The following is a 24393-nucleotide window of genomic DNA, read 5'->3' as shown; positions in this document are numbered from 1 at the left end:
TCCCAACTCAAGCGACAGCCTAAAGAAAAGGGCGGGATGTGATCACCCCGCCCTTGGTCTTAGTCAGGCGTTTTCGAGGCACATGGCGATGCCCATTCCACCGCCGATACAAAGCGTTGCAAGGCCTTTCGCCGCCTGTCGGCGCTTCATCTCGTGCAGAAGCGTGACGAGGATGCGCGTGCCGGAGGCGCCGATCGGATGGCCGATGGCGATGGCGCCGCCGTTCACGTTGACGATTTCCGGGTTCCAGCCCATGTCCTTGTTGACCGCACAGGCCTGAGCGGCGAAGGCCTCGTTGGCTTCGACAAGGTCGAGGTCCTCGACCGTCCAGCCTGCCTTCTTCAGAGCCTTGCGGGATGCGGGGATCGGGCCCGAGCCCATCACCTTGGGGTCGACGCCGGCGGTCGCCCAGGAGGCGACCCGCGCCAGCGGCTTCAGCCCGCGCCTGTCCGCTTCCGCAGCGCTCATCAGCACGACGGCGGCTGCGCCGTCGTTGATGCCCGAGGCGTTGCCGGCGGTGACCGTGCCTTCCTTGTCGAAGGCGGGACGCAGCTTGGCGAGACTGTCGATCGTCACGCCGTGGCGGATGTACTCGTCGTCCTCGACGATACGCTCGCCCTTGCGCTCCTTGATCGTGACCGGCGTGATCTCGTCCTTGAACCTGCCGGCCTTCTGGGCCGCCTCGGCCTTGTTCTGCGAGGCGACGGCAAGCTCGTCCTGCTGAGCCCGGGTGATCTGCCACTGACCGGCGACATTCTCCGCCGTCGTGCCCATGTGATAGCCGTTGAAGGCATCCCACAGACCATCCTTGATCATGGTGTCGATCATCTTGAAGTCGCCCATCTTGTAGCCGCCGCGCATATGGGCGCAGTGCGGCGAGAGCGACATGGATTCCTGCCCACCGGCAACGATGACGGAGGCATCGCCGGACAGGATCTGCTGCATGCCGAGGGCAACGGTGCGCAGGCCCGATCCGCACACCTGGTTGACCACGAGCGCGGTCGCGCCTTCGGGAATGCCTGCGGCGATCGCGGCCTGCCGGGCCGGGTTCTGTCCCTGGCCGGCGGTCAGGACCTGGCCGAAGATGACCTCGTCGACGTCGGCCGCCTCGACGCCTGCGCGCGTGAGCGCCTCGCGGATGACGGCCGTGCCGAGCTCGTGGGCCGGCGTGTTGCCGAAGGCGCCGTTGAATGCGCCGACAGGCGTGCGCGTGGCGCTGACGATGACGATATCCGAACGTGCGTCCATTGAATCTCTCCGCTTTGGGCATGGGGGCGCGCGGAACCGAAAGGTCTAAAAAAATCGGGCACCGGGCGGTTTTCCATTGGCAGGAATACTGCTCCTACATTCCCTGAAGTCAACCGCTGTGACGCAAGAGCGCGAATGCGGGGCAGGGAGACAGGCGCAGCTATCGTGCGCTCGCAAACTCTTCTCGCAGAAGCGAGAAAAAGCGGTGGTGAATCCAAGGACGTTTGGCATATCGTGGTGGCAGAGGGGGAAACAGGACGGACGCGTTCGCGAACGGGCGGCGTCGGTCCCGTGCCTAGAGAGCAAATTCGCCGCCGGTTCCGATCCGGTCAGGCGGCAGGGTTCATGCTCCCGTGAATACTTGGGAGTGACGCGCATTGTCCGGCCCGCTCGATCCGGACAACCCGCACTCCGGCATTCAACTTGCGCGCAACAACGCGGTAGGCAAAATGGCAAAGAAAGACGGACCGACAACGATCAAGAAATACGCCAATCGGCGCCTCTACAACACAGGCACCAGCACCTATGTCACGCTGGAAGACCTGGCGTCGATGGTAAAGAGCGGGGAGGACTTCCAGGTCTTCGATGCCAAGTCGGGTGAAGACATTACCCGTTCGGTTCTCACGCAGATCATCTTCGAGCAGGAAGCCAAGGGGCAGAACCTGCTGCCCGTTACCTTCCTGCGCCAGCTCATCCGGTTCTACGGCGACCAGATCCAGGCGCTCGTCCCGAGCTATCTCGAATATTCCATGGCCTCGCTCACCAAGGAACAGAACAAGCTTCGCGAGCAGATGTCGCAGACTTTCGGGGCGACCGCCTTCGATGCGATGGAGGAGCAGGTCCGCCGCAATACCGAAATGTTCGAGCGCGCCATGCGGATGTTCATGCCGTTTCCTGCCGGGGCCGAGGGTGGCAAGGAAGGGCAGCCGGCTGCCGCTGGCGATCAGGGCACAGGCGAAGGCACGGGCAAACGGGAAGCGGGCGACCTCAACGCCTTGAAGCAGCAGCTTGCCGACATGCAGAAGCAACTCGAGGAGCTCGCGAAACCGAAGGGATGAGAGCCGGGAGGCTGGCCAAGACGCTGGCCAAGACGCTGGCCGGGACGCCGTAAGGTGAGATTCGGCGCCCGGGCTTTGCTCTTTCCGGCTCTGCTGCGCGATCGTCAGGCGCCGGTATCGGCGACGAGGCCTGCGGCCTGAATTCCTGCCACGGCGCAAGCCTCGTCATTGTCGGAGGTGTCCCCGGTGATGCCGACGGCGCCGACGGGCTTTCCCTGTCCATCGCGGATCATGACGCCGCCGGGAACCGGAATGATGGAGCCCCCGGACGCGCCGTTCAGCGCCTGGATGAAGTGCGGACGGCTCTCCGCATTCGCGTTGAGCCAGCGGGTGCCCGTGCCGACGGCGAGCGCACCGTAGGCTTTGCCGTAGGCGATCTGGGGTCGCATGATCGAGGAGCCGTCCTGACGGGCGAGCGCGGTCAGGTGGCCGCCGGCGTCGAGCACCGCGACAGTGATCGGCTTGATCCGGAGTTCGGCCGCCTTGTCCATGGCGGCGGCGATGATCGTCTGGGCGGTTGCGAGCGACAGGTCCGTCATGGTTTTCAGCCTCGAAAGAATGTGGGTTTTCACAAGGGTGTCCTGATCTAGCAGGCGGACGCCCGCGGGAAAACAAGCGCCGGAGAAAAACTGCCGTTCGCCGGCGGCGCAAAAGACGAACGTGGAGGATACATGCATCGCGATTTTCAATTGCCGGGACGCTCGCCGGTTCACGGACGCACCGCCATGGCCGCGACATCGCATCCATTGGCCACGTCGGCGGCGCTCGACGTGCTGCGAGCGGGCGGAAACGCGGCCGACGCCGCGGTTGCCGCCGTTGCGGTCCAGTGCGTTGTCGAACCGCACATGACGGGCATCGGCGGTGATTGCTTTGCCATCGTCGCCCGGCCCGACGGAACGCTGCACGGTCTCAACGGGTCCGGCCGCGCGCCGGCCGGTGTCTCCGCCGAACGCCTGATCGAGGCGGGTCTGAAAGAGATCGCCGACGATTCGATCCATGCCGTCACCGTGCCCGGTGCGATCAAGGCTTGGGAAACGCTCTTGCGCTCGCACGGCTCGTGGCCGCTGGCTCGTGTGCTGGCGCAAGCGATTGACTATGCGGAGAACGGTTTTCCGGTTGCTCCGAGGGTCGGCACGGACTGGGCGCGGCTTACCGGGCTTCTGGAACGCGACGAGGGGGCCGCGCGTCACTACCTGGTCGACGGCAAGGCGCCCGAGGTCGGAAGTCTCCATCGTCTGCCTGCCCTTGCCGGAACGCTGCGGGCGATAGCGGAAGGAGGGTCTTCCGCCTTCTACGAGGGACCGATCGCGGCGGAAATCGCGGCGACGGTGAGGGCGCGTGGCGGATTTCTGGACGAGGCGGATCTGGCGGCGATCGAGGTCATCGACGTGAAGCCGGTTTTCTCAGACTATCGCGGGGTCCGAGTGCTCGAGCTTCCCCCCAACGGTCACGGCGTTACGGCCCTCGTCCTGCTCAACATTCTTGAACGCTTCGACCTGTCTCGTCTCGATCCCAACGGTTCTGAGCGCTTTCATCTGGAAATGGAAGCCGCGCGGATCGCCTATTCGGTGCGCGACCTGCACGTGGCAGATCCTGATGCCATGACGGTCTCTGTGGAAGAGCTGGCCTCCAAGGATTTCGCGGCTGATCTTGCCGCGCGGATCGATCCGGGCGCGCGGATCGAGGGATTGCCGAGCGATGTGCTGACGCCGGATTCCGACACGGTCTATCTGACGGTCGTGGATGGCGAGGGGACGGCCGTGTCGCTCATCAACTCTATCTATTGCGGTTTCGGGGTCGGCGTCGCCACGCCGAACTCGGGCATCCTGCTGCAGAACCGCGGATCCTGTTTCCGCCTGCAGCCCGGCCATCCGAACTGCATCGGGCCGCGCAAACGCCCGCTTCACACGATCATTCCGGCGATGGCCTTCAAGGAGGGGCGGCCGTGGCTGTCCTTCGGCGTCATGGGCGGGGCGTATCAGCCCTGCGGCCACGCGCACGTGCTCGGCAACATCGTCGATCACGGCATGGACGTGCAGCAGGCCATCGATGCGCCGCGCATCTTCTTCGACGGGATCGACGGTCCGCTTCTCGTGGAGGCTCAGATCGCAGAGGCGACGCGCGTGGGACTGCACGAGCGGGGCCATCGCCTCCACAACGCGCCGGCAGCCCTCGGCGGAGGCCAGGCGATCATGATCGAGAACGGCGTCCTGATCGCGGGTTCGGATCCGCGCAAGGACGGCTGTGCGCTTGGCTGGTAAAGGGTTCCGCTCAGGCGCAGCGGTTGAGGATGGAGCCGGGCTTGAGGAAGAAAGTGGAGCCCGCCGTCGTGGCATAGGCCTTGGCGGAGGGAGCGGGCTCGGCCCTGCGCCGGGCACGGGTTTGAGGTGCACCGGCATCGGTCGCAATCAGATGGGCCAAGAAGGCGACGTTGGTGCCGTAATAGTGATAACGCGCCGGCTCGCTTCGGGCGGCAAGGGGGACGAGCGCACGGCTCTGGCCTTCCGATGAGCCATGGTGCTGCTCGCGCTGCGGATCGGCGTCCGAAACGGGCTCGACGCGCCGGTATCCACCAGCGTTCCATCCCGCAAATCCGCCCGGTCCGACCGGTGCCACCATGGGGTTCGCCTCCAACTGTCCCGTCGCGGGACATGTGCCCTACGTCTCCATTCTTCTCCGCAAGTCGGATGCCATTTGGTAACCATCTGTTAACCATTTGCCCTGTGGCAATAGTAAATTCCCGCGAATCAGCGCTTTTTCGAGCAGATTTTCGTGTTCGGGATGGAGTGGAGGGGGCCGGAAAGGCTTCCTGCGGGCGCGACAACACAGCGCCGTTGGCACGGATGTGCCCGGTTTCGATACAATTTTAATTGAAAGCGATACGCCGCCGCCGCTTTCCGCTCAGGAATGCGGCGGTATTCTGCCGCTCAGGACTGGTCGCCGGGTCCGAAGGCGATATCGCGCCGGGCGGAATGGATCGCGACGGTGAAGCCGGCGATCATGTCGAGCAGGGAAATCAGCAGGAGAATGAAGAAGACCGAAGTCGCACCCTCGCGCACGACGAGAAACTCGACGAGGTAGACGACGAACACGAGAGCCGACAGGATGTGGTCGACGACCGATCCCCGTCCGACGCGGGTTGCCTTGAGGATCTCGAAAAACAGCAGGAAGAGAGCGACGGCGATCATCAGATCGCCGAGCAGCAGAGACCAGCGCGCATCGGAGGGCAGGGGGATGGTCGATACCGGCAGGATCCAGGGGTTGCCCGGATCGGTTCCCAGGAGACCGAAGGCAATGATGTTGTAGACGATCAGGGGGGCAATGGTCAGCGGGATATTGACGAAGAGCGGCATGGGCGACCTCATGCGTGGCTTTGGACGGCAATTCCCTAACGTCTTAAGCAGTGCCGGGGTTCACCGGCAATCGTCAATAGGTCCCAATCTTGGGCCTGAAACCGAACGCGTTCGAGTGCTCTTGCATGCGGAGGACCGGTCGCCGGACATGAAAAAGGCCGACGAATACGCCGGCCTCGATCATCGTTTCAGCGCTCGCAAGCGATCGCCCGAACTTTCAGGATGCTCAGATGCTTTCCTTCGGTTCAAGGATCTGACGCCCGCGATACATGCCGCTCTTCAGGTCGATGTGATGCGGGCGGCGAAGTTCGCCCGAATCCTTGTCCTCGACATAGGCCGGCTGCTTCAGGGCGTCCGCGGAACGGCGGAAACCGCGCTTCATGCGCGACGTCTTTCGCTTCGGAACGGCCATGTTCAACTCTCCAGTGGTCAAAGGCGGGCCACGCCCGTCCCGGTCTTGCCGGATCGGACATGCCTCACCTGAAAGAATGGCGCGCTTATACAGGCATCTCAGCGCGGACGCCACCCCGTTGCGCGATGTTTTTTCGTGTCCCCGTCTCGAACGCTTAAAGGCAGTCCAGAAGGTCGCGCCCGATATCGGCACGATGGCGCACCGCACGGGCGTGCCCGGCGTGCCGACGCGAAAGATCCGTCGGGTCGCGGGCAATCGGATTGGGCAGAACGGTCGCGAGCCTTGCCGCCTGCGTTGCGCTCAGCTTGTCGGCGGAAACGCCGTAATAGTGTCTGGCTGCGGCCTCGATCCCGAATATGCCGTCGCCCCATTCCGCGACATTGAGATAAAGTTCCAGAATGCGCCGTTTGGAGAGAACGAGATCGATCCAGAGCGCGAGCGGTATTTCCATTGCCTTGCGCACGTAACTGCGGGATGGCCACAGGAACAGGTTCTTGGCGAGCTGCATCGTGATGGTGGAGGCGCCGCGCACATCCTCGCCGTCCTCCAGCCGCGAGACCTGCTCCATCAGGGCGCTCCAGTCGACGCCGTCGTGGACGCAGAAGCGCGCATCCTCCGAGGCCACGACGGAGCGTTTGAGCGCCGGCGAGATCGCATTGAGCGGCGTCCAGATGCGCTCCACCGTCTGTCCCGTCAGGAGCCGGGCCAGCATTGGCGTGGAGACGGCCGGCAATATCGAATAGAGAAGCGTCATCACGACCGGCAACATGGCAATGAAGACCGCGATCTTGAAGAAAATCCAGGCCACGTGCCGTCTGGTGGAAACCCGGGCTCGGCCATGCCGTTCGTTGTCGGTCGCTTTCTTTCGAAGCCGCGCGAACCATTGCCTTGCCGCCACTCCAGCCGTCCTTTCGTTCGCATCTCTTCGCGCCTGCATTTCTGCAATAGGGTCCCGCGAGAACCGACACGTCAAGACCGCGGTGACTTGCGGCGCCGGCGAGATGCTGCGAAGCCGGGGAAAACCTCCCCCTGCCGCGAGTGCGAGTTGGCCCCTAGGCCAGCCGACGCCCGCACGTCACCGCGTGCGGCAATTGACAGCGTCGGTCCCATAAGGCACTCCCGATTGGACGCTTCCGCATTTTCAGCGATCAGGCCCGTGGTTCCGTGACATCCGATTTTCCAGACACCTTCGCCGAGCGCCTTGCCGCGACGGCGGCGACCGTCGAGACGATGCTCGATGCGCTTCTTGACGGCGTACCGCTTATGGGAGAGGTGGCGCGCCCGGAGCGGCTTGTTGCGGCGATGCGGCACGCCGTCCTCGGCGGCGGCAAGAGGCTCCGTCCGTTTCTGCTCGTCGAGGCTGCACGTCTTTTCGGGCGTGAGGACGAGGGCGCCTTGCGGGCCGCATGCGCGCTCGAATGCGTCCATTGCTATTCGCTCGTCCACGACGACCTGCCCGCGATGGACGACGACGATATCCGTCGCGGCCGGCCCACCGTGCACCGTGCCTTCGACGAGGCAACCGCCATTCTGGCGGGCGATGCCCTGCTGACCTTCGCCTTCGATGTCATCGCCGATCCGGCAACGGATGAGGATGCGGATCTGCGGGCCGGGCTCACGCTGGATCTTGCGCGCGCTTCCGGTCTCGGGGGAATGGCGGGAGGCCAGATGCTGGATCTGCTGGGAAGTGCCGTTTCCTGTGAGGAGGCGGACATTCGGCGGCTGCAGTCGATGAAGACCGGCGCGCTCATCCGTTTCGCCGCCCGGGCCGGCGCGCGCATGGGCGGAGGCAGCGCCGACGATATCGCCCGTCTCACGCGGTTTGGCGAGATTGCCGGGCTCGCCTTTCAGCTTGCCGACGATCTGCTCGACGTCCTCGGCGATGCGGAGGCACTGGGCAAGGCGACCGGCAAGGATGCCGCGCTCGGCAAGGCGACGTTGGTGGAGCTGCACGGCGTGGACTGGACAAAGGACACGCTTGCCGGGCTCGTGAGCGAGGCCGATGGCCTGCTGGAGCCCTATGGGGCACGCGGCGCTATCCTGCGCCAGACCGCCCGTTTCATTGCGGAAAGGCGCAGCTGATGAGCTTTGCCGTCCCGATCTGTGCCGTGGCGTGCCGGAACCGTGAATTGACCGGCGCCGCTGCGTAAAGCAATAGTTAACGGTTTCTTGCGACGATTTGCGATCGAAACGGTCCAGAAGGATCTTTCGAACTTGATTGGGCCGGTGTGCCGCGACGGTGCTCCGGGGGCTGTGACAAGGGCAGGATGCCGATATGTCTCAGACGGTCGACAGGGTGCCGGCACCCATGCCGCTGGTAAAGGCGGCGGATCATTCCACGGACCACAATCCGCGGGACCAGCAGCAATTTGCCCGGCAAGATGACGCCCGGGCCCACTCTTCAGACGAGCACGAGGTCGTCATCCATGATGGCGCGGACGAGCCCGCCGTCGTGGTGGAAAGGGTGACGCACGAGGAACGACCGCTTGACGGTGTCGCGGCCTATCAGGCCGCCGCACGGCATGCGATCGAGGTTCTGGGGCGCGATCCGGTGCCGGATGACGAAACGCTTGTCATCGCCGAGGCGGCTTCTCCGTCGTGGAAACTCGGCAGCGAGGATTCCTGATCGGGCGCTACCGTGTTCAGCTGTCTTTTTCCTCTTTCGCGGCCAGCGAATGCCGGTTGATCAGCGGCAACTGGGACAGCGTGAAGACGAAGGTGATCGGCATGATGCCGAAGACCTTGAAAGTCACCCAGAAATCGGTCGAGAAGCTGCGCCAGACGATCTCGTTGAGAATGGCCAGGAAATAGAAGAACAGCCCCCACCGGAAAGTGAGTTTGCGCCAGCCTTCCGCGTCGAGCCGGAAGACGCTGTCGAAGACATAGCCGAGGAACGACCGCCCGAAGGCGAGGCCGCCGAGCAGCACCGTTCCGAACAGCAGATTGACGATGGTCGGCTTCAGCTTAATGAAGAGATCGTCGTGCAGATAGAGCGTCAGCGCGCCGAAGACGAGCACGACGATGCCGGTAACCAGCGGCATGATCGGCAGGTGCCGGGTCAGCGCGTAGGAGACGACGAGCGAAATCGCGATCGCGACCATGAAGGCGGCCGTGGCGATGAAGATCGGACCGCCCAGGGCCGCCAGAGCCGGAAAGAGCTCGGCCAGTTGAGCCCCGCGCGCATTCGCGAAGAAGAACACGCCGAGCGGTCCCAGCTCGAGTACGAGCTTCAAGAGCGGGTTCATTTCGTCGCGTTTGCGATCCGGCGCACTCGGGTCGTGTTCGAATTCCAAAGCGAAAATCCCGTCTCATTTGATTGCCGCCCCTCGTTTCGCCTAGCAGGTCGAGGGCCCGGCGGCAACGCAAGCGTTAGCGAACCACGCCCGCGATCGCCGCGGCGAAGTCCTTGGCGGTGAAGGGCTCCAGATCGTCGATGCCCTCTCCGATGCCGATGAAGTGGACCGGAAGGCCGTGCCGGGCAGCAATAGCCACAAGAATGCCGCCTCGGGCCGTGCCGTCGAGCTTGGTCATCACGAGGCCCGTTACTCCAGCCGTCTTGCCGAAGATCTCGACCTGGCTCATGGCGTTCTGCCCGGTGGTGGCATCCAGCGTCAGCAGCACCGTGTGCGGGGCCTCCGGGTCGTGCTTTTTTATGACGCGGACGACCTTCTCAAGTTCCGCCATCAGCTCCGCCCGGTTCTGCAACCGTCCCGCGGTATCGATGAGGAGAACGTCCGAGCCTGCGGCCTTGGCTTCCTTCATGGCATCGAACACGAGACCCGCCGCATCCGCGCCCGTGGGGCGTGCGATGACGGGGGAACCGGTGCGGTCGCCCCAGATCCGGAGCTGTTCGACCGCAGCGGCTCGGAACGTGTCGCCTGCGGCCAGCATCACCTTCTTGCCGTCGCGGGTAAGCTTTGCCGCAAGCTTGCCGATCGTCGTCGTCTTGCCGGTGCCGTTGACGCCCACGAGGAGCACCACATGCGGCTTGTGGCCGGTGTCCAGATCAAGCGGCCGGGCCACCGGCTCCAGCACCTTTTCGATTTCCTCCGCGAGGACCGCGCGGACCTCGTCTTCGGATATTTCCTTGTCGAACCGGCCTTCGGCCAGTCTCTCGGTGATCGTGAGCGCCGTGTCGGCGCCAAGGTCGGCCTGTATCAGCAGGTCTTCCAGATCCTCCAGCGTTTCCGCATCGAGCTTGCGCTTGCGGAAGACGGACGTGATTCCCTCGCCAAGGGCGGAGGAGGATCGCGAAAGGCCGTCGCGCAACCGCTGGAACCAGGAGCGCCTTGGCGCGGGAACGTCATCGGCCGGCGGGATGGCCGCGATCGGCTCTGCGATATCAGGCCCAGCGATATCAGGCTCTGCGATATCAGGTTCTGGGGTCTCGGGTTCTTCCGGCAGCAGATCGACAGGGGTCTGTTCAACGGGCTCAGGGTCAACGGGCTTCGGGGCCAGCGCTTCCGGCGCGGACGCTGCCGTCTCTGGTGTGTCGGCATCGACTTCCAGTTCCGGCGTCAGCTCCAGGATGGGGGCGTCCGCGGCGTTCTGTTCCGGTGCCGGTTCTTCGTCAGCGTCGGCTTGCGCCACGTGGCGCGGTTCCTGCTCCGGTGCGCGCTCGAGCGGCAGGGCTGGAGAGAGCTCGACCGGCATCACCACCGGGTCGGTGATGTGCGGGCCGGGTTCGTTTGCCGTCTCGGGAGCGGCAACGGATTGCGCTGCCTCATCGGCGTCGGCCGGGGCTTCGGATGGGCCTTTGCCTTCGGTCCGCGTAGCCTCCGCCTCCGGGGTCGTTTCGCTCTCCGGCGTTTCCTTCTTGCCGCCGCCGAAAAGGCGTCCGAAAAATCCGCGCTTCTCGCTATCCGCCATGAAATTCCGTTCTTTCGATCAGGTGCCGCGGGGTCCGGGTCGTTTTTCGGCCCCGCTCCTGCTTGTTACGATCTGCGGTTCTTGTCATCCCGGGCACGCTGCGGCATGGCCTCCGACCGACCCTCACGCCACTTCCGCCATCAGGTGGCGATGGCTGTGGCCGCTGATGCGTGCGGTGACGATGGTGCCCGGCGCGCCGAACGCGAGCTCCGTTTCGGTGAATTGTTCGGTGCGGCCCAGTCCTTCCCGTTCCACGAGAATGCGGCGGGTGTGACCGACTTCGCCGGCAAGGTGGCGCAAGAGCGCCGCCTGTCCGGCCTCGCGCAGGCGCGCTGCGCGCTCCTTGACGATGGCCCGCTCGACGTGCGGCATGCGCGCGGCGGGCGTGCCCTTTCGCGGCGAGAACGGGAAGACATGAAGATGCGTCAGGCCGCAATCGTCCACGATCCGCAGCGAGTTTTCGAACATATCGTCTGTCTCGGTCGGGAAGCCGGCGATGATGTCGGCACCGAAGACCACATCGGGTCGGTGGCGGCGGACCTCCTCGCAAAAGGCGATCGTGTCCTCACGCGAATGCCGACGCTTCATGCGCTTCAGGATCATGTTGTCGCCGGCCTGAAGGCTCAGGTGGAAATGCGGCATCAGCCGGTCTTCCTCCGCGATCGCGCGCATCAAAGCGGGATCGGCCTCGATGGAATCGATGGAGGACAGCCGCAGCCGTTCAAGATCCGGGACGAGCTTCAGGATCTTCTCGACGAGCGTTCCGAGCTTCGGTTCCCCGGGCAGGTCGGTGCCATAGGAAGTGATGTCGACGCCGGTCAGCACGATTTCGCGGTAGCCGTTTTCCACCAGCCGCCGGACCTGACCCACCACCTCACCCATGCCGACCGAGCGCGAATTGCCGCGGCCATAGGGGATGATGCAGAAGGTGCAACGGTGGTCGCAGCCGTTCTGGACCTGCACGAATGCGCGCGCACGGCCTTCGAGCCCGTCGATCAGGTGTCCCGCGGTCTCCCGCACGCTCATGATGTCGTTGACGATGACCTTCTCGCCCGTATCGATGCCGAAGTCGGCAACGCGGGCGTAGGAGGCGCGCTCAAGCTTTTCGGTATTGCCGATGACGAGGTCCACCTCGTCCATCCGGGAAAACGTCTCCGCCTCGGTCTGCGCGGCGCAGCCGGTGACGATGATGCGCGCGTCCGGGTTTTCCCGGCGCGCCCGGCGGATCTGCTGGCGGGCCTGACGCACGGCCTCGCCCGTCACCGCGCAGGTGTTGACGAGGATGGCATTGTCGAGCCCTGCGGCCTCCGCCTCGCGGCGCATGATCTCGGACTCGTAGGTGTTGAGCCGGCAGCCGAACGTCACGAGCTTGATGGTCATGTGGGAAACCTCACGCCGCGCCCTGTTCCTCGCGGGCCCATGCCAGCGTGTCGAGGTCGAGCGTGCCGAAGAACTCCACGTCCGTGTCCCCGGTCATCATCACGTGGCCGTCGTCCTCGCGCCATTCGATGAAGAGCGGTCCGCCCGGCAGATGCACGGTGACGGACCGTCCGGTCAGCTTCTTGCGCGCGGCAGCGACCGCGATCGCACAGGCGCCCGTGCCGCAGGCGAGCGTCAGCCCCGCGCCGCGCTCCCAGACGCGGGCCTTGATCTCGTTCTCCCCGACGATTTGCGCGATGGAAATGTTGGCGCGTTCGGGAAAGATCGGGTGGCTTTCCAGAAGCGGGCCGAACCGGGCGAGATCGTAGCCGTCGGCGTCCTCGTCGACGAAGAAGATCGCATGCGGATTGCCCATGCTGACGACCGCCGGGGAATGCAGCACCGGCGCATCGATCGGGCCGACCTGCAACTCGATGGCGCGGGTATCGCGGAATTCCTCGGCAAGCGGGATCTGGTGCCATTCGAGCCTGGGCTCGCCCATGTCGACAGTCACGCGGGTCTCGCTGTCGGTGGCGAAGGCCTTCAGGAGGCCGGCATTGGTTTCGATCGTGGCGCGATCGATGTCCTTTTCCTCCATCACCAGCCGGCCGATGCAGCGGGTCGCATTGCCGCAGGCATCCACCTGGCTGCCGTCGCGGTTGTAGATGCGCATGAAGGCATCGACGCCCATCGGCGAGGTCTCGACGATGATCATCTGGTCGAAGCCGATGCCGGTGCGGCGGTCGCCGATCGCGGCGATCTGGGCCTCGGTGAGGCGCACGGGCTTCTCGCGCGCATCGAAAACGACGAAGTCGTTGCCGAGCCCGTTCATCTTGACGAAGGGGATTTCGCGCGCGGTCATTGCGGGTGCATTCCTGATCCGGGATGGAAACTCGCCCTTATATGGCGGAAACGCACGTCGAATGCCAGTGCCGGTGGGCATCCGCGAGTGCCGCGTTCAATCGATTCGCATCACGGTATCGTCGTTGGCGCAGGCCAGCAGGCGCCGCATGTCGGACAAGCGCACGGCGATGCACCCGGCGGTCGGTGTGTAACCCGGTCCTGCAAGGTGGAAGAAGACGGCGCTGCCGCGGCCCTGGATGCGCGGGCTTTGGTTGTGATCGAGGATCACGACGAGATCATAGAGATGGTCGTCGCGCCACAGGCGCTCGTGCGAGGCGGCAAAGGGCAGACGCACAGGGGAATTGTATCGTGCGTGACCGGGATCGTCGCACCAGCCGTTATCGGGGCGGATCGGGCGCACCGGCAGGCGCGTCACGGGCCGTGCGATCCGGTCGGCGCGATAGAGGACGCGGACGAGCCGATAGCTTCCCCGGGGTGTTGCGCCATCGCCTTCGCGCTTTCTCCAGGTGGCGCCGGCGCGGCCGAGCGCACAGGCAACCGTCAAGGGTCCGAAGGCGAGCGTGCCCTTGGTGGCGCGCGGGGACAGGCTTTGCACGCGCATGACCGATGAAGCGGAAAGTCGTTTTGGTACAGATGTCAAACAGGTATTCCTTCACCGTCGCGTGATCATGATTTGACCCGGATGCCGGTCAGTCGCAATGATTGACCTCTCGCAATCGTGATCAAGCTTTGCCATGTATGGCTCATGGTCCGTTCCGCATACAACAAGTCTGCCGGATCGGATCGAGGAAGAGCGTCGGAGGACGGGAATGACCGCTCGAAGAATTCTGATCATCGACGACGACACCGATCTGCGCGAAGCGCTGGTGGAGCAATTGTCGCTCTTCGAGGAGTTCGAGACGCTGACCAGCGATTGCGCCGCCTCCGGCATAAGGGAGGCGCGCTCCGATCACATCGATCTCCTGATCATGGATGTCGGCCTGCCGGACATGGACGGGCGCGAAGCCGTGAAGGTGCTGCGCAAGGGAGGCTTCAAGGCTCCCATCATCATGCTGACCGGCCACGATACCGACAGCGACACGATCCTCGGCCTGGAAGCGGGCGCGAACGATTACGTGGTGAAACCGTTCAAGTTCGCGGTCCTGCTCGCTCGCATCCGCGCGCATCTGCGCCAGCACGAGCAGAGCGAGGACGCCACTTTCGCCATCGGCCCCTACACCTTCCGGCCTTCCGCCAAGCTCTTGCTGGACCAGAAGGGCAGCAAGATCCGGCTGACCGAAAAGGAAACGGCAATCCTCAAATATCTCTACCGCACGGGCGAGAAGCCGGTGACGCGCGATGTGCTTCTACACGAGGTCTGGGGCTACAATTCCGGCGTGACGACCCACACGCTCGAAACCCACATCTATCGCCTGCGCCAGAAGATCGAGACGGACCCCTCGAACGCGGCCCTGCTGGTGACGGAGGCCGGCGGCTACAAGCTGGTTCCGTAGCCGCCCGGCTCCCGACGGCCCGGCACCGTTATCTCAGTAGCCTTCCGTCAGATCGCCCGTGGTGCGCGGATCGGAAGCGCCCATCAGCATGCCGTCGACCGCCATGATCGACTGTGTGGAGCCCATCGCGTCCTTCACCGCGATCTCGTAGCCCATGTCGGACAGGAGCTTCAGCGTATCGGGGCTGAGGCCGTCTTCGACCCGCAGTTCGTCGGGAAACCACTGGTGATGGATGCGCGGTGCCGCGGAGGCTTCGGCGATGTTCATGCCGTGGTCGACAACGTTCAGGATCACCTGCAGCACGGTGGTGATGATACGGCTTCCGCCGGGCGAGCCGGTCACGAGCCACGGCTTGCCGTCCTGGAAAACGATCGTCGGGCTCATTGAGGAGAGCGGCCGTTTGCGCGGCTCCACAGCATTCGCCTCGCCGCCGATCAGTCCGTAGGCGTTCGGAACGCCGGGCTTTGCAGAGAAATCGTCGAGCTCGTTGTTGAGCAGGACCCCGGTTCCCTTCGCGATGAAGCCGGCGCCGTACGAAAAATTCAGCGTGTAGGTGTTGGAAACGGCATTGCCCTGCGCATCGACGACGGAGAAATGCGTGGTCTGATCGCTCTCGTAGGGAAGGGGATCGGCTGGTGCGATATCTGAGGAAGGTGTCACCGTTCCGGCCGAGATCTTCGCCCGCAGTGCCTCCGCATAGGGCTTCGCGGTGAGGCCCTTCATCGGCACTTCGACGAATTCGGGGTCACCGAGATATTTCGACCGGTCGGCGTAGGCGCGCTTCATCGCTTCCGCCATGAGGTTGATGGTGGCGGCCGAATTGGGCCCTGTTTTCGAAAGGTCGAAGCCCTCGAGGATGTTGAGGATCTGGATGATGTGGATGCCGCCGGAGGAGGGCGGCGGCATGGAGGCGATCTCGTATCCGCGATAGGTGCCGCGCACCGGCTCGCGGACGATGGCGCGATAAAGCGCAAGATCCTCTGCCGTCATGCCGCCGCCGCGTTCCTGTACCGTCTGTGCGATCGCCTCTGCGACAGGGCCCTGGTAAAAGCCGTTGGCGCCCTCATCGGCGATCCGGTGCAGCGTCGCGGCCAGGGCCGGCTGTTTGAAGGTCACTCCCGGTTCTATCGGGAGGCCTGCCTCGCCGTAGAAGGTGACGTAAGCCTCCGCGTCCTGCGAAAGCCGGGGGCGCACGCGTTCCAGCGACATCGCGAGGCTTGCCGGCATCTCGAAGCCCTCTTCGGCAAGCCGGATGGCGGGGGCCATGACCTCCGAGAGCGTCAGCTTTCCGGAGCCGTAGTCCCGTTGGGCCATGACAAGACCGGCGACAGTCCCCGGCACGCCAACGGCGAGCCCCGAATAGCGCGATTTTTCCGTGTCTGCCTCGCCTGCTTCGTTCAGAAACATGTCCCTGAAGGCGGCGGCCGGGGCCTTTTCGCGATAGTCGATGGCAACCGTCTCGCCCCGGTCGGCCCGATGGACGATCATGAAGCCTCCGCCGCCCAGATTGCCCGCCCTGGGCAAGGTCACCGACAGCGCGAAGCCTACCGCTACGGCGGCATCCACCGCGTTGCCGCCCTTTCGGAGGATTTCCAGGCCCGCCCGTGTCGCCATCGCTTCCTGGCTTGCCACCATCCCGTTGGGCGAGACTACGGGGTGGGCGAGATCGCGGCCGGACAGAATGGGAGCGGCTTCCTGTGCCCGCGCGCTATCAAGGCGCCATGCCGCGGGTGAGACCGCAGCGGGCAGAAGGGCAATCGTGGCGGCAAGCGCCACAGAGGCGAGGCGGAAACGAAAAGGCGGCATGTTTTATCCTCCCAATCCATGCTCGAAACGAATTCAGTATCCTGCTTATACTGGCGCACGTAACGGCAGTTACCAGTCTGGTGCTTCGAATTGGTGGCTATCACGGGAGGACAGGATCGCCATGACCCTATCGCGCATCGCAAGAACCCTGCTTTTGGCTGCCTTCGCCGCAAGCCTGTCCCAGAGCGGGGCCACGGCGGCCGCGAGCGTGGCGGCGGGCGAGAAGCTCTCGCAACTCTGGTGCGCGAACTGTCATGTCGTCTCCAGCGACCAGACGAGCGGCAATCCGGACGTACCGCCCTTTTCCGAAATTGCCGACAAGTCGGATCTCACAGCCGAGCAGATCGAAACCCTGCTTTCCGGCACGCATCCAGTCATGCCGGACATGTCCCTCAGCCGTGCTGAAATCGATGCCATCGTCGCCTATATCCGCTCGCTGAAGACCCGATAGGCGGCGTTATCGGGCCAGGGCGTCGTCAAACGTGGCGACAAGCGGCGCGTGAAAAGAGCCGAGCGCCGCGGCCGTTCCCGAATCATCGACCTCGTCGGCGAGATCCTTGTTCAGGATCTGCACGCTCTTCAGCCGGTCGGCGAGGGGAGGGCTCACCAGAATATGATCCAGCATGTGATGTCGCCCGTGGTGGGTGACCGTGAAACGTCGTTCCTCGGCGATCGCGGTTTCCACGGGCAGCAGCCGGCGGGAGGCGAGCCCCGGGTTTCCGGTGTCGTCCGGATCCGCGAGGATGAGGCGCAGCGCCGGCTCCACATCGACGGCGTTGAAGTCGCCCATCGCGGCCACGAGCGCATCCGGTTCCCGGTCGAATATGTCGTCGATGGCCTCGCGCAGTTCCAGCGCCTGGCCGGTGCGTTTCATGGCTGCCGCGAAATACCCTTCGGCCCAGCCGGGCACCGTTTTCCACGCGCTCGCGCTCAGTTTCTGGCCCGGCACCGGGGCGGCCAGCGGCGCGCGCAGGTGAACGCAGAAGAGATGGAGCAGGCGGCCTGCGGGCAGACGGGCGGCAACCGCCAGGATCGGCCGGTCGAAGGTGATCGCCGGAGCGGCGTCGTCGGGCGGATCGGCATGCCGGCGCAGCCAGCGCGGCGGTTCGACATAGTCGTTGAGGATGTCCCTGCTGCTGGCGATCGGAAAGCGCGACAGGACGACGAGATTGTGCCGCTCCGCCGGATCGCCCTCGCCGCTGGCCGCGATGTGGAAGCTCTCGTAGGAGGTCCCCTGAAGGAGGATGGCCAGCGCATCGAAGGCGCGATGGTCCTCGCCCTTGCGGTGCTGCGCGTTCACCTCCTGAAGGCAGAGGATATCGGCGCGGAGATTTTCGAGAAGCGGGCGCAACCGCCCGATGCGCGGTGCGAGCGCATCGGCTTCGAAAGGATCGTCGCCGAAGGATTCCAGGTTGAAGGTCGCAATTCGCATGAACCCAGAGTGAGAGTTTCCGTTGCGTCTGTCGAGGGTGGAGGCTCTTGCGCTTTGTCGCAGTCCGGGGCAAGAGCGCCCGGGAGATGACACGTGTGGGTCCACACCCCGGGTTTTGAGGAAGCGATATGAACCCTTGTCCCTGCTGCTCCGGTCTCGACTACGACGCATGCTGTGGGCCGGCGATCGAGGGCCGGGCCTGGCCGGAGACCGCCGAGGCGCTGATGCGGTCGCGCTACACGGCCTTCGCGCTGCGCAACGTCGACTGGCTGAAGGAGAGCCTCTGGCCGAAGTACCAGAAGACCCTCGACGTGCCCGGGCTCACGGAATTCGCGCATTCGCGGCAATGGGTCGGCCTCGATATCCAGAAGGTCGAGCAGGGCGGCGCCGGCGATACGACGGGGATGGTGCTGTTCGTGGCCAGGGCCCTTGAAAGCGGCGAGATCCGCGAGCATCGCGAGGCAAGCCTGTTTCGCAAGAAAAAGGGCCGCTGGTACTACGTCGCGGCCGTGGCGGAGGACCAGGCGAAAGTGCTGCGTCAGCCCTGAGAGGATGCGGTCGGTAACGAGGGCGATCGACCGGCCTTTGCCTTCCTGCAAATTTCGTATACAAATGCATACGAAAAGGCAGGACTGCCCGCCTAGCAGCATCGGGCATACCGGACATGGATCAGTTTGCCGCCTTCATGCCGCCGGATTTCTCCGCGGCATTCGCCATCACGCTTGTCTTCATGTCGTTTCTCACCTCGGCCATGACGGCGGCGGTGGGCTTGGGCGGTGGCGTCACGCTTCTTGCGGTGATGGCGTCCGCCATTCCGATGGCCGTTCTCATCCCTGTTCATGGCGTCATCCAGCTCGGCTCCAATGCCGGGCGAGTGGTCGTGCAGGCCCGCCATGTCGACCGGACCATCCTCCTCTATATCGCGATCGGAAGTCTGGTCGGCGCCTGGGCGGGAGGGCACATGGTGGTGCGCCTGCCGGATGGGCCGCTCAAGATCGCGCTTGCTCTGTTCGTGATGTGGTCGGTCTGGGGGAAGAAACCCTCCTTTGCCCGGCTCCCGCGCTCGCTGCTGGTGCTGGCGGGGTTCGTGACCACGATCCTGACCATGTTCTTCGGCGCGACGGGTCCCTTCATGGGAGCGATCGTTCGGCCCCTGACAAAAACGCGCCATGCCTTCGTTGGCACGTTCGCCGCCTGCATGACGCTGCAGCACCTGATCAAGGTGATCGTGTTCGGGTTTCTGGGCTTTGCCTTCGGCCCGTGGCTGCCGCTGATGATCGTGATGATCGCAACCGGCTTTCTCGGCACGATCGCCGGCTCGATGCTGCTCGGAAGGATGCCGGAAACGGTTTTTCGCGCCGGCTTTCGCACGGTTATGACGGTTCTCGCACTGAACCTCGCCCTTCAGGGGGCCGGGATCAATCTGATCTAGCCTTCTGCGGCCGAGTGCAGGCCATTCGGTGAAGAGAAACGGGCAAGACGCGCCTCCAGGCCCGCCCGGATGTCTGGCCAGTCTTCCGCCAGAACCGAAAAATAGACCGAATCGCGCCACCGCCCGTCGGGCAGCACCTTGTGATGGCGCAGCACACCCTCGCGCGTCGCGCCCATCTTGGCCATTGCGGCCTGCGAGTGGGCATTGCGGGCGTCCGTCTTCAGCTGAACGCGGCTGTATCGGCATGCCTCGAAGGCATATTGCATCAGAAGCAGCTTGCATTCCGGGTTCGTCGCCCCGCCCCAGTGGGCCGGATGATACCAGGTATAGCCGATCTCCAGTCCGCGATCGCCGGGATGGATATCGAAGAGCCGCGTCATGCCGACGAAGGCGTCATCCGTCATCGCGCGCACCACGAAGGGCACGTGGGCATCCGCCTCGCTCGATGCGAGGGCTGCATCGAAGTAGTCATCGAACGATCCCGCAAACGGAGAGTTTGCAAAGATGCGGGGCCCTGCATCGGCGTGAAGCGCTGCAAGCCCCGCCCGGTGCCGCTCTTCGGCCGGTTCCAGCCGCACGAACCGGCCGGCCAGCACCACCGGGGCAACAGGAGCGACAGGTTGGGTAGGAGCAAATTCGGTCAATGGGTTATCCTGAGTATTATCCCGGAAGTTGTCCTGCGGTGATTTGCGTCAGGCTGCGGCGGGTGGCCGTTTCGGCCCGGAGCGATAAACTCGTCATGAATGCGATCTGCGGACGTAAGCGGCCGATGCGGACACCCATGCGGTGTCCATACGTTATTAAGGCGCGGTTTCGTCGCAGCGACAATGGGGTACAATGAACCGTGGTCTCCGGGCTTCTTCGCGGCTTTTGCCGCCGGGGAGCCGAATGCCGGAAAGGCGGGCCGTGCCCTGGTCCCGTTGAGATATACCGACAACATGAGGGCGCAGCGAATCGGTCGTAAAGACCCCCTGCCGTGGTCGAGGCGAGCCTGTATAGTCGGGCTTGGCGGGCGGCGCAGCGTTCCAGACACGCGCGAATTTCGAGGAACGGAATGGCTTCCGATAAAGACAAAACGTCCAGTGAAAACGCCAGGCCCGCCGACAAGAGCGGTGCCAAGCCCGGTGGCGCTGGCGGTGCCGGTGCGAGTGCAAGGCCGGCCGGCCAGGGCTCGCAGACAGAAGCCAAGAGCGGTGCCGCCGGTTCGGCCAAGCCGGGCAGCGGACAGGGGGCTTCTGCCAAGCCGGGGGCCGGTCAGCCGGGGGCTGGTCAATCAGGTTCGGGCCAATCGGGCTCGGGTTCCTCCGGCGCCTCTAAGGGTGCGGGCCCGCGCGGTGGCAAGCCGTTGACGATCGATCTCACCGCGGAGGAAGTGCGCAGCAAGCAGGCGCAGGCGGCGAGCGAAGCGAAGGCGGGTGCACGCGGGGCATCCGGGCAGGGCGGACCCTCCGGTTCGGCTGGCGACAATGGCCGTTCCACAGCCTCTCCTTCGTCCGCGAATCAGCGCCCCGAAAGCCGTTCGAGGGCTGGCGCCGAGGCGAAACGCGGATCCGCCGGCATCGGCGGAATGGCGCTTGCCGCCGGCATTGGCGCCGTCGTCGCGTTCGGTGGCGTCTGGGGGGCGGGACAGGCCGGGCTGCTGTCATTCTCTAGCGGAACGGACATCTCGGATCTGCAGGCGCAACTTGCGGCGGCCGACAGCCGGTTCGCGGCGCTTGACGAGCGTATGCGCGAACTCTCCAAGACGGAGGCTGCGCCGACCGTGGCGCCTTCCGTGGTCAACGACCTGTCGACGCGGTTGCAGACCCTTGAAGAGCGCACGCAGACGGAGGCGGGGCTCAAGTCCGACGTGAAGGCGGTCGCGGACGGGCTCGACGAACTGCGCCGCTTCGTCTCTTCCGGTGGGGCCGGATCCTCCGCGGCACTCGCCAGCCTCGGCGATAGTGTCGAGAAGCTGCAAGGGCAGGTCGCGGAGATCGACACCAAGGTCGGCAAGCTCGAAGGCGACACCAGTCCGGCGGTACAGAAAGCGCTCGACGATCTTGGCCAGAAGGTCGCGGCTCTGGACGGGCGCACCAAGGCCGCGAGCGAAGCGGCGAGCGCGGCCGCGAAGGCCGCCAACGAGGGCGATGCCGTCGTTGGGGATACGATGAAGGCCTTCTCCGGTCGTCTCGACGCGCTGTCCGATACGCTCGACCTGACGAAAAAGGATATCGAGGCGCAGGCCGCGCGGCTCGGCACGCTCGAGGGGGCCGCCGATTCGGCACGCAGCGATATCGCGGCGGCAAAGGAGCGGCTCGACGGGCTGGAAAAGCGCATGACGGCCATGGAAGACATCATGGGCGGCCCCGGCGCACGTGAAACGGCATCGCGCGCGATTGCCGTCTCGCTCCTGAAGAGTGCGGTCGACGCCGGTCGTCCCTACACGGGCGAACTTGCGGCGGTCCGCTCCGCGCTGCCGCCCGGTACGGATCTGCATGCGCTCGAGGCCAATGCCGGAAGCGGCATCACCACCGAGACCGAACTCATCACGTCCTTCCCCGCCGTGGCGGCCCGGATGGCGTCGACGCTTGAGCGTGTGGACACCGGCAACTCGGTTGCGGACAAGTTCCTCAACAACATGCGTTCGCTGGTTCAGGTGCGGGCAACGGGCGAAGGCGCGGGCAGCGGACCGATGGGCGCGCTCGGGCGCATGGAGGAGAACGTGCGCAACGGGGATCTCGAGCAGGCGCTCAAGATCTACGAGACGCTGCCCGAAGGCACCCAGAATGCGGGCAAGGCGTGGGCCGCATCCGCGCGCACGCGCATCGCCGCTAACGCCCTTGTCGACAAGGTGACCGCCGAGGTCATCAAGGCGCTCGCCAAAGACAGCTGATCCGGAGACACCTTCATGGTACGCGTCCTTACCTTCTTCGCCGTTGTCTTCGTGATCGCGATGGGCTTCGCGTGGCTGGCCGACAGGCCGGGCGTGGTGGCCATCGACTGGCAGGGCTATCACATCGAGATGGGCCTGATGACGCTGATGATCGCGCTCGGCGTTCTCATGCTCGTTATCGGGTTCATCTGGTCGCTGGTGAAGGCGATCCTGCACACGCCGGGTTCCCTGTCGCGCTTCTTCAAGCGCCGGCGCCGCGAGCGCGGGTTCAGCGCGCTTTCCCATGGTTTGATCGCACTTGGGGCGGGCGATGCCCGCGCCGCCGGCAAATACGGCAACGAGGCGCAGAAACTCCTGAAAAGCGAGCCGGCGGCCAAGCTGCTTCTCGCCCAATCCGCCCAGATGGCCGGCCGTCGCGAGGAAGCGCGCGCCCATTTCGAGGCCATGCTGGAGGACGAGGAAACCCGGCTTCTGGGTCTGCACGGCCTGTTCGTGGAAGCCGAGCGGCAAAAGGAGCCGCTGGCGGCCCGCCATTATGCGGAGGAAGCGCACAAGCTCTCGCCGGGTCTGTCCTGGGCGGGCAAGGCTGTGCTCGCCTATCAGGCCGCCGCGCATGACTGGGAGCAGGCGGTCGTCACGCTGGAGCGCAATGCGCATGCCAAGCTGATCGACAAGCCGACGTTGCGCCGGCAGAAGGCGGTGCTGCTGACCGCCCGGGCGATGGAGATCGAGGATCACGAACCCGACCGCGCCCGCCAGCTCGCCATGGAAGCGCACGGACTGGCGCCCGATCTCGTTCCGGCCGCGGTCATCTCCGGCCGACTGCTGACGCGGCGCGGCGACGTGCGCAAGGCGTCCAAGGTGCTGGAGACGACCTGGAAGAAGTTTCCTCATCCCGACATCGCGGAGGCCTACGCCCATGTTCGTCCCGGCGACAGCGCCCGCGACCGGCTGAAGCGGGTCAAGGCGCTCAACGACATGCGCGGCCACAATGTTGAAGGCGCACTTGCGATTGCCCGTGCCGCCATCCAGGCCCGCGACTGGGCGAGCGCCCGCGATCAGCTGCGGCCGTTGCTCAAGAGCCAGCCGACCCAGCGGGTTTTCCTGCTCATGGCCGATCTCGAAGAAGGCGAGCATGGCGATCGCGGCCGCGTGCGCGAATGGCTGTCGCGGGCCGTCAGAGCGCCGCGCGATCCCGCCTGGATCGCGGATGGCATGATGGCCGATGCGTGGGCGCCGGTTTCGCCGGTCACCGGCAAGCTCGACGCGTTCGAATGGAAGGCGCCCGTCGAGCGCATCGGCGCGCCGGAGACGACGGACACAGAGGATCTTCTGGAACTGCCCGCCGAGTGGCCGGCGCCGGAAGATCTTCCCGCGAGTGGTACGCCGGTGGAAACGCTGAAGCCGGAGCCGGTTGCCCCGAAACCGGTCATGTCGAGCCCAAAGGCTGAGACGAAACCTGCCGTGAAACCGGAAGGCAAGGTTGTCGAGCCGGAACCGTCCAAAGCCGAACCGGACAAGCCGACCATTGCGGCCGTCATGAAAGACGTCCTGGAAACGAAGCCGGAACCGGTCGCACCCAAGGCGCCGGACGTGGTCGGGACCCACCTTGAGAAAAAGCCAGAACCTGCGCCTGCGGCCGCGCCGAAGACGCCTGCGGCCGAGCCAAAGACACCTGCGGACCGCGTCAAGGCACGCGTTGCGCAAAGGCTCGCCTCCGGACAGACCGTGCCGGCCGCCGCCACGGATGTTTCGAAGGACGAAGGGGTGGCCGAGGTGCTTGCAGGTGACACGGGCGCGGACAAGCCTGCTGCTCCGGCAGCGTCTTCGGCATCGTCTCCCGCTGCGATCAGGCCGGAAACCCTCACGTCGGCTCCGGCCGGAGCCGGTGATGCCGGGCGGGGAGCCGAGGCGGACGCGCTCGAACCCGTCGGCGACATCGCCATGCCGCGCCCGCCCGACGACCCGGGCGTGGAAGCGGACGCAGACGATATCCCGCGCCGGAGCCGCAAGTTCTTCTGAAGGCGGCAGTTCTATCCGATCGCGGGCCGGACTCCGTGCCGTTAACAGACAGTGGGACTGATCGAGAATTGGGGTGTCGCGGCAACGTTCCGCGACACCTTGCGGACAAG

At 65.0% G+C, this 24393-nt stretch carries 24 protein-coding genes; 10 read left to right on the top strand and 14 right to left on the bottom strand.

Features of this window, described 5'->3' with window-relative positions:
• Positions 1-63: 63 nt before the first annotated feature.
• Positions 64-1248: an acetyl-CoA C-acetyltransferase gene (locus V2L18_RS16505; RefSeq protein WP_336179384.1), complete on the bottom strand. Its 1185-nt coding sequence runs from the start codon at positions 1246-1248 to the stop codon at positions 64-66.
• A 449-nt stretch (positions 1249-1697) separates the two neighbouring features.
• Here V2L18_RS16505 and phaR point away from each other — a divergent pair, with 449 nt between their 5' ends.
• Entirely contained in the window at positions 1698-2306 is a 609-nt protein-coding gene (phaR, locus tag V2L18_RS16500) for a polyhydroxyalkanoate synthesis repressor PhaR (protein ID WP_336179383.1), read from the top strand.
• A gap of 104 nt (positions 2307-2410) precedes the next feature.
• On the opposite strand, the gene V2L18_RS16495 is transcribed toward phaR, so the two are convergent.
• Positions 2411-2845 carry a heme-binding protein gene (locus V2L18_RS16495; RefSeq protein WP_336179490.1) on the bottom strand — a complete coding sequence of 145 codons (435 nt, stop codon included), beginning with the start codon at positions 2843-2845 and terminating at the stop codon, positions 2411-2413.
• 132 nt (positions 2846-2977) lie between these two features.
• On the opposite strand from V2L18_RS16495, the gene ggt (V2L18_RS16490) reads away from it, so the two are divergent.
• On the top strand, positions 2978-4567 hold the full coding sequence (gene ggt / locus V2L18_RS16490; protein ID WP_336179382.1) for a gamma-glutamyltransferase: 1590 nt from the start codon (positions 2978-2980) through the stop codon (positions 4565-4567).
• Between the two features lie 10 nt (positions 4568-4577).
• Here ggt (V2L18_RS16490) and V2L18_RS16485 read toward each other — a convergent pair whose 3' ends face one another.
• The 4 genes from V2L18_RS16485 to mtgA all read right to left on the bottom strand — a co-directional run bounded on the left by V2L18_RS16485 (position 4578) and on the right by mtgA (position 6879).
• Positions 4578-4925, bottom strand: coding sequence for a hypothetical protein (locus V2L18_RS16485; RefSeq protein WP_336179381.1), 348 nt, complete (start codon positions 4923-4925; stop codon positions 4578-4580).
• 308 nt (positions 4926-5233) lie between these two features.
• Positions 5234-5659: a hypothetical protein gene (locus V2L18_RS16480; protein ID WP_336179380.1), complete on the bottom strand. Its 426-nt coding sequence runs from the start codon at positions 5657-5659 to the stop codon at positions 5234-5236.
• Between the two features lie 226 nt (positions 5660-5885).
• On the bottom strand, positions 5886-6071 hold the full coding sequence (gene rpmF, locus V2L18_RS16475; protein ID WP_107988773.1) for a 50S ribosomal protein L32: 186 nt from the start codon (positions 6069-6071) through the stop codon (positions 5886-5888).
• Positions 6072-6225: 154 nt separating this feature from the next.
• Positions 6226-6879, bottom strand: a complete 654-nt coding sequence (gene mtgA / locus V2L18_RS16470; protein ID WP_336179379.1) for a monofunctional biosynthetic peptidoglycan transglycosylase — start codon at positions 6877-6879, stop codon at positions 6226-6228.
• A 422-nt stretch (positions 6880-7301) separates the two neighbouring features.
• Between mtgA and V2L18_RS16465 the strand changes: the two genes are divergently transcribed.
• Positions 7302-8153 (top strand): polyprenyl synthetase family protein, encoded by an 852-nt coding sequence (locus V2L18_RS16465; RefSeq protein ID WP_336179489.1) that lies wholly within the window; start codon positions 7302-7304, stop codon positions 8151-8153.
• A 193-nt stretch (positions 8154-8346) separates the two neighbouring features.
• Positions 8347-8697: a hypothetical protein gene (locus tag V2L18_RS16460; RefSeq protein ID WP_336179378.1), complete on the top strand. Its 351-nt coding sequence runs from the start codon at positions 8347-8349 to the stop codon at positions 8695-8697.
• Between the two features lie 16 nt (positions 8698-8713).
• Here the strand turns inward: V2L18_RS16460 and V2L18_RS16455 are convergent, their stop codons facing one another.
• From V2L18_RS16455 to V2L18_RS16435, 5 genes are all read right to left on the bottom strand, one after another.
• Entirely contained in the window at positions 8714-9316 is a 603-nt protein-coding gene (locus V2L18_RS16455) for a septation protein A (protein ID WP_336179488.1), read from the bottom strand.
• A 124-nt stretch (positions 9317-9440) separates the two neighbouring features.
• Positions 9441-10940, bottom strand: a complete 1500-nt coding sequence (gene ftsY, locus V2L18_RS16450) for a signal recognition particle-docking protein FtsY (RefSeq protein WP_336179377.1) — start codon at positions 10938-10940, stop codon at positions 9441-9443.
• Between the two features lie 123 nt (positions 10941-11063).
• The gene (mtaB, locus tag V2L18_RS16445) at positions 11064-12320 is read right to left on the bottom strand and encodes a tRNA (N(6)-L-threonylcarbamoyladenosine(37)-C(2))-methylthiotransferase MtaB (RefSeq protein WP_336179376.1); all 1257 of its coding nucleotides are present in this window, start codon (positions 12318-12320) and stop codon (positions 11064-11066) included.
• Between the two features lie 10 nt (positions 12321-12330).
• Positions 12331-13221: a diaminopimelate epimerase gene (dapF, locus tag V2L18_RS16440; RefSeq protein WP_336179375.1), complete on the bottom strand. Its 891-nt coding sequence runs from the start codon at positions 13219-13221 to the stop codon at positions 12331-12333.
• Between the two features lie 96 nt (positions 13222-13317).
• Positions 13318-13863: a L,D-transpeptidase family protein gene (locus V2L18_RS16435; RefSeq protein ID WP_336179374.1), complete on the bottom strand. Its 546-nt coding sequence runs from the start codon at positions 13861-13863 to the stop codon at positions 13318-13320.
• A 169-nt stretch (positions 13864-14032) separates the two neighbouring features.
• Between V2L18_RS16435 and V2L18_RS16430 the strand changes: the two genes are divergently transcribed.
• The gene (locus V2L18_RS16430) at positions 14033-14716 is read left to right on the top strand and encodes a response regulator transcription factor (RefSeq protein WP_336179373.1); all 684 of its coding nucleotides are present in this window, start codon (positions 14033-14035) and stop codon (positions 14714-14716) included.
• Between the two features lie 33 nt (positions 14717-14749).
• Here V2L18_RS16430 and ggt (V2L18_RS16425) read toward each other — a convergent pair whose 3' ends face one another.
• Complete coding sequence (ggt, locus tag V2L18_RS16425; protein ID WP_336179372.1) at positions 14750-16522, bottom strand: gamma-glutamyltransferase; 1773 nt, start codon at positions 16520-16522, stop codon at positions 14750-14752.
• Between the two features lie 121 nt (positions 16523-16643).
• Here ggt (V2L18_RS16425) and V2L18_RS16420 point away from each other — a divergent pair, with 121 nt between their 5' ends.
• Entirely contained in the window at positions 16644-16973 is a 330-nt protein-coding gene (locus V2L18_RS16420) for a cytochrome c (RefSeq protein WP_336179371.1), read from the top strand.
• Positions 16974-16979: 6 nt separating this feature from the next.
• Here V2L18_RS16420 and V2L18_RS16415 read toward each other — a convergent pair whose 3' ends face one another.
• Positions 16980-17954, bottom strand: coding sequence for an endonuclease/exonuclease/phosphatase family protein (locus V2L18_RS16415; RefSeq protein WP_336179369.1), 975 nt, complete (start codon positions 17952-17954; stop codon positions 16980-16982).
• Between the two features lie 128 nt (positions 17955-18082).
• Here V2L18_RS16415 and V2L18_RS16410 point away from each other — a divergent pair, with 128 nt between their 5' ends.
• Together V2L18_RS16410 and V2L18_RS16405 are read left to right on the top strand one after the other, a co-directional pair.
• Positions 18083-18502 carry a YchJ family metal-binding protein gene (locus V2L18_RS16410; protein WP_336179368.1) on the top strand — a complete coding sequence of 140 codons (420 nt, stop codon included), beginning with the start codon at positions 18083-18085 and terminating at the stop codon, positions 18500-18502.
• A 116-nt stretch (positions 18503-18618) separates the two neighbouring features.
• The gene (locus V2L18_RS16405) at positions 18619-19386 is read left to right on the top strand and encodes a sulfite exporter TauE/SafE family protein (protein WP_336179367.1); all 768 of its coding nucleotides are present in this window, start codon (positions 18619-18621) and stop codon (positions 19384-19386) included.
• Here V2L18_RS16405 and V2L18_RS16400 read toward each other — a convergent pair.
• Positions 19383-20030, bottom strand: coding sequence for a GNAT family protein (locus tag V2L18_RS16400; protein ID WP_336179366.1), 648 nt, complete (start codon positions 20028-20030; stop codon positions 19383-19385). The genes V2L18_RS16405 and V2L18_RS16400 overlap by 4 nt on opposite strands.
• Positions 20031-20440: 410 nt before the next feature.
• On the opposite strand from V2L18_RS16400, the gene V2L18_RS16395 reads away from it, so the two are divergent.
• Both V2L18_RS16395 and V2L18_RS16390 read left to right on the top strand, forming a co-directional pair.
• Positions 20441-22261 (top strand): hypothetical protein, encoded by a 1821-nt coding sequence (locus tag V2L18_RS16395; RefSeq protein WP_336179365.1) that lies wholly within the window; start codon positions 20441-20443, stop codon positions 22259-22261.
• 15 nt (positions 22262-22276) lie between these two features.
• Positions 22277-24283, top strand: coding sequence for a heme biosynthesis HemY N-terminal domain-containing protein (locus V2L18_RS16390; RefSeq protein ID WP_336179364.1), 2007 nt, complete (start codon positions 22277-22279; stop codon positions 24281-24283).
• Positions 24284-24393: the final 110 nt, after the last annotated feature.

The organism is Breoghania sp. JC706 (assembly GCF_037026715.1).
Lineage (GTDB): Bacteria > Pseudomonadota > Alphaproteobacteria > Rhizobiales > Stappiaceae > Breoghania.
The sequence above is the reverse complement of the archived record's forward strand: the minus strand, read 5'-3'. Positions and strand labels throughout refer to the sequence as shown.

What these genes read in the sequence shown, in the direction of transcription:
- V2L18_RS16505 (WP_336179384.1), bottom strand. Translation starts at nt 1,248, where the DNA reads ATGGACGCACGTTCGGATATCGTCATCGTCAGCGCCACGCGCACGCCT.
- phaR (WP_336179383.1), top strand. Translation starts at nt 1,698, where the DNA reads ATGGCAAAGAAAGACGGACCGACAACGATCAAGAAATACGCCAATCGG.
- V2L18_RS16495 (WP_336179490.1), bottom strand. Translation starts at nt 2,845, where the DNA reads ATGACGGACCTGTCGCTCGCAACCGCCCAGACGATCATCGCCGCCGCC.
- ggt (WP_336179382.1), top strand. Translation starts at nt 2,978, where the DNA reads ATGCATCGCGATTTTCAATTGCCGGGACGCTCGCCGGTTCACGGACGC.
- V2L18_RS16485 (WP_336179381.1), bottom strand. Translation starts at nt 4,925, where the DNA reads ATGGTGGCACCGGTCGGACCGGGCGGATTTGCGGGATGGAACGCTGGT.
- V2L18_RS16480 (WP_336179380.1), bottom strand. Translation starts at nt 5,659, where the DNA reads ATGCCGCTCTTCGTCAATATCCCGCTGACCATTGCCCCCCTGATCGTC.
- rpmF (WP_107988773.1), bottom strand. Translation starts at nt 6,071, where the DNA reads ATGGCCGTTCCGAAGCGAAAGACGTCGCGCATGAAGCGCGGTTTCCGC.
- V2L18_RS16465 (WP_336179489.1), top strand. Translation starts at nt 7,302, where the DNA reads ATGCTCGATGCGCTTCTTGACGGCGTACCGCTTATGGGAGAGGTGGCG.
- V2L18_RS16460 (WP_336179378.1), top strand. Translation starts at nt 8,347, where the DNA reads ATGTCTCAGACGGTCGACAGGGTGCCGGCACCCATGCCGCTGGTAAAG.
- V2L18_RS16455 (WP_336179488.1), bottom strand. Translation starts at nt 9,316, where the DNA reads ATGAACCCGCTCTTGAAGCTCGTACTCGAGCTGGGACCGCTCGGCGTG.
- ftsY (WP_336179377.1), bottom strand. Translation starts at nt 10,940, where the DNA reads ATGGCGGATAGCGAGAAGCGCGGATTTTTCGGACGCCTTTTCGGCGGC.
- mtaB (WP_336179376.1), bottom strand. Translation starts at nt 12,320, where the DNA reads ATGACCATCAAGCTCGTGACGTTCGGCTGCCGGCTCAACACCTACGAG.
- dapF (WP_336179375.1), bottom strand. Translation starts at nt 13,221, where the DNA reads ATGACCGCGCGCGAAATCCCCTTCGTCAAGATGAACGGGCTCGGCAAC.
- V2L18_RS16430 (WP_336179373.1), top strand. Translation starts at nt 14,033, where the DNA reads ATGACCGCTCGAAGAATTCTGATCATCGACGACGACACCGATCTGCGC.
- ggt (WP_336179372.1), bottom strand. Translation starts at nt 16,522, where the DNA reads ATGCCGCCTTTTCGTTTCCGCCTCGCCTCTGTGGCGCTTGCCGCCACG.
- V2L18_RS16420 (WP_336179371.1), top strand. Translation starts at nt 16,644, where the DNA reads ATGACCCTATCGCGCATCGCAAGAACCCTGCTTTTGGCTGCCTTCGCC.
- V2L18_RS16415 (WP_336179369.1), bottom strand. Translation starts at nt 17,954, where the DNA reads ATGCGAATTGCGACCTTCAACCTGGAATCCTTCGGCGACGATCCTTTC.
- V2L18_RS16410 (WP_336179368.1), top strand. Translation starts at nt 18,083, where the DNA reads ATGAACCCTTGTCCCTGCTGCTCCGGTCTCGACTACGACGCATGCTGT.
- V2L18_RS16405 (WP_336179367.1), top strand. Translation starts at nt 18,619, where the DNA reads ATGGATCAGTTTGCCGCCTTCATGCCGCCGGATTTCTCCGCGGCATTC.
- V2L18_RS16395 (WP_336179365.1), top strand. Translation starts at nt 20,441, where the DNA reads ATGGCTTCCGATAAAGACAAAACGTCCAGTGAAAACGCCAGGCCCGCC.
- V2L18_RS16390 (WP_336179364.1), top strand. Translation starts at nt 22,277, where the DNA reads ATGGTACGCGTCCTTACCTTCTTCGCCGTTGTCTTCGTGATCGCGATG.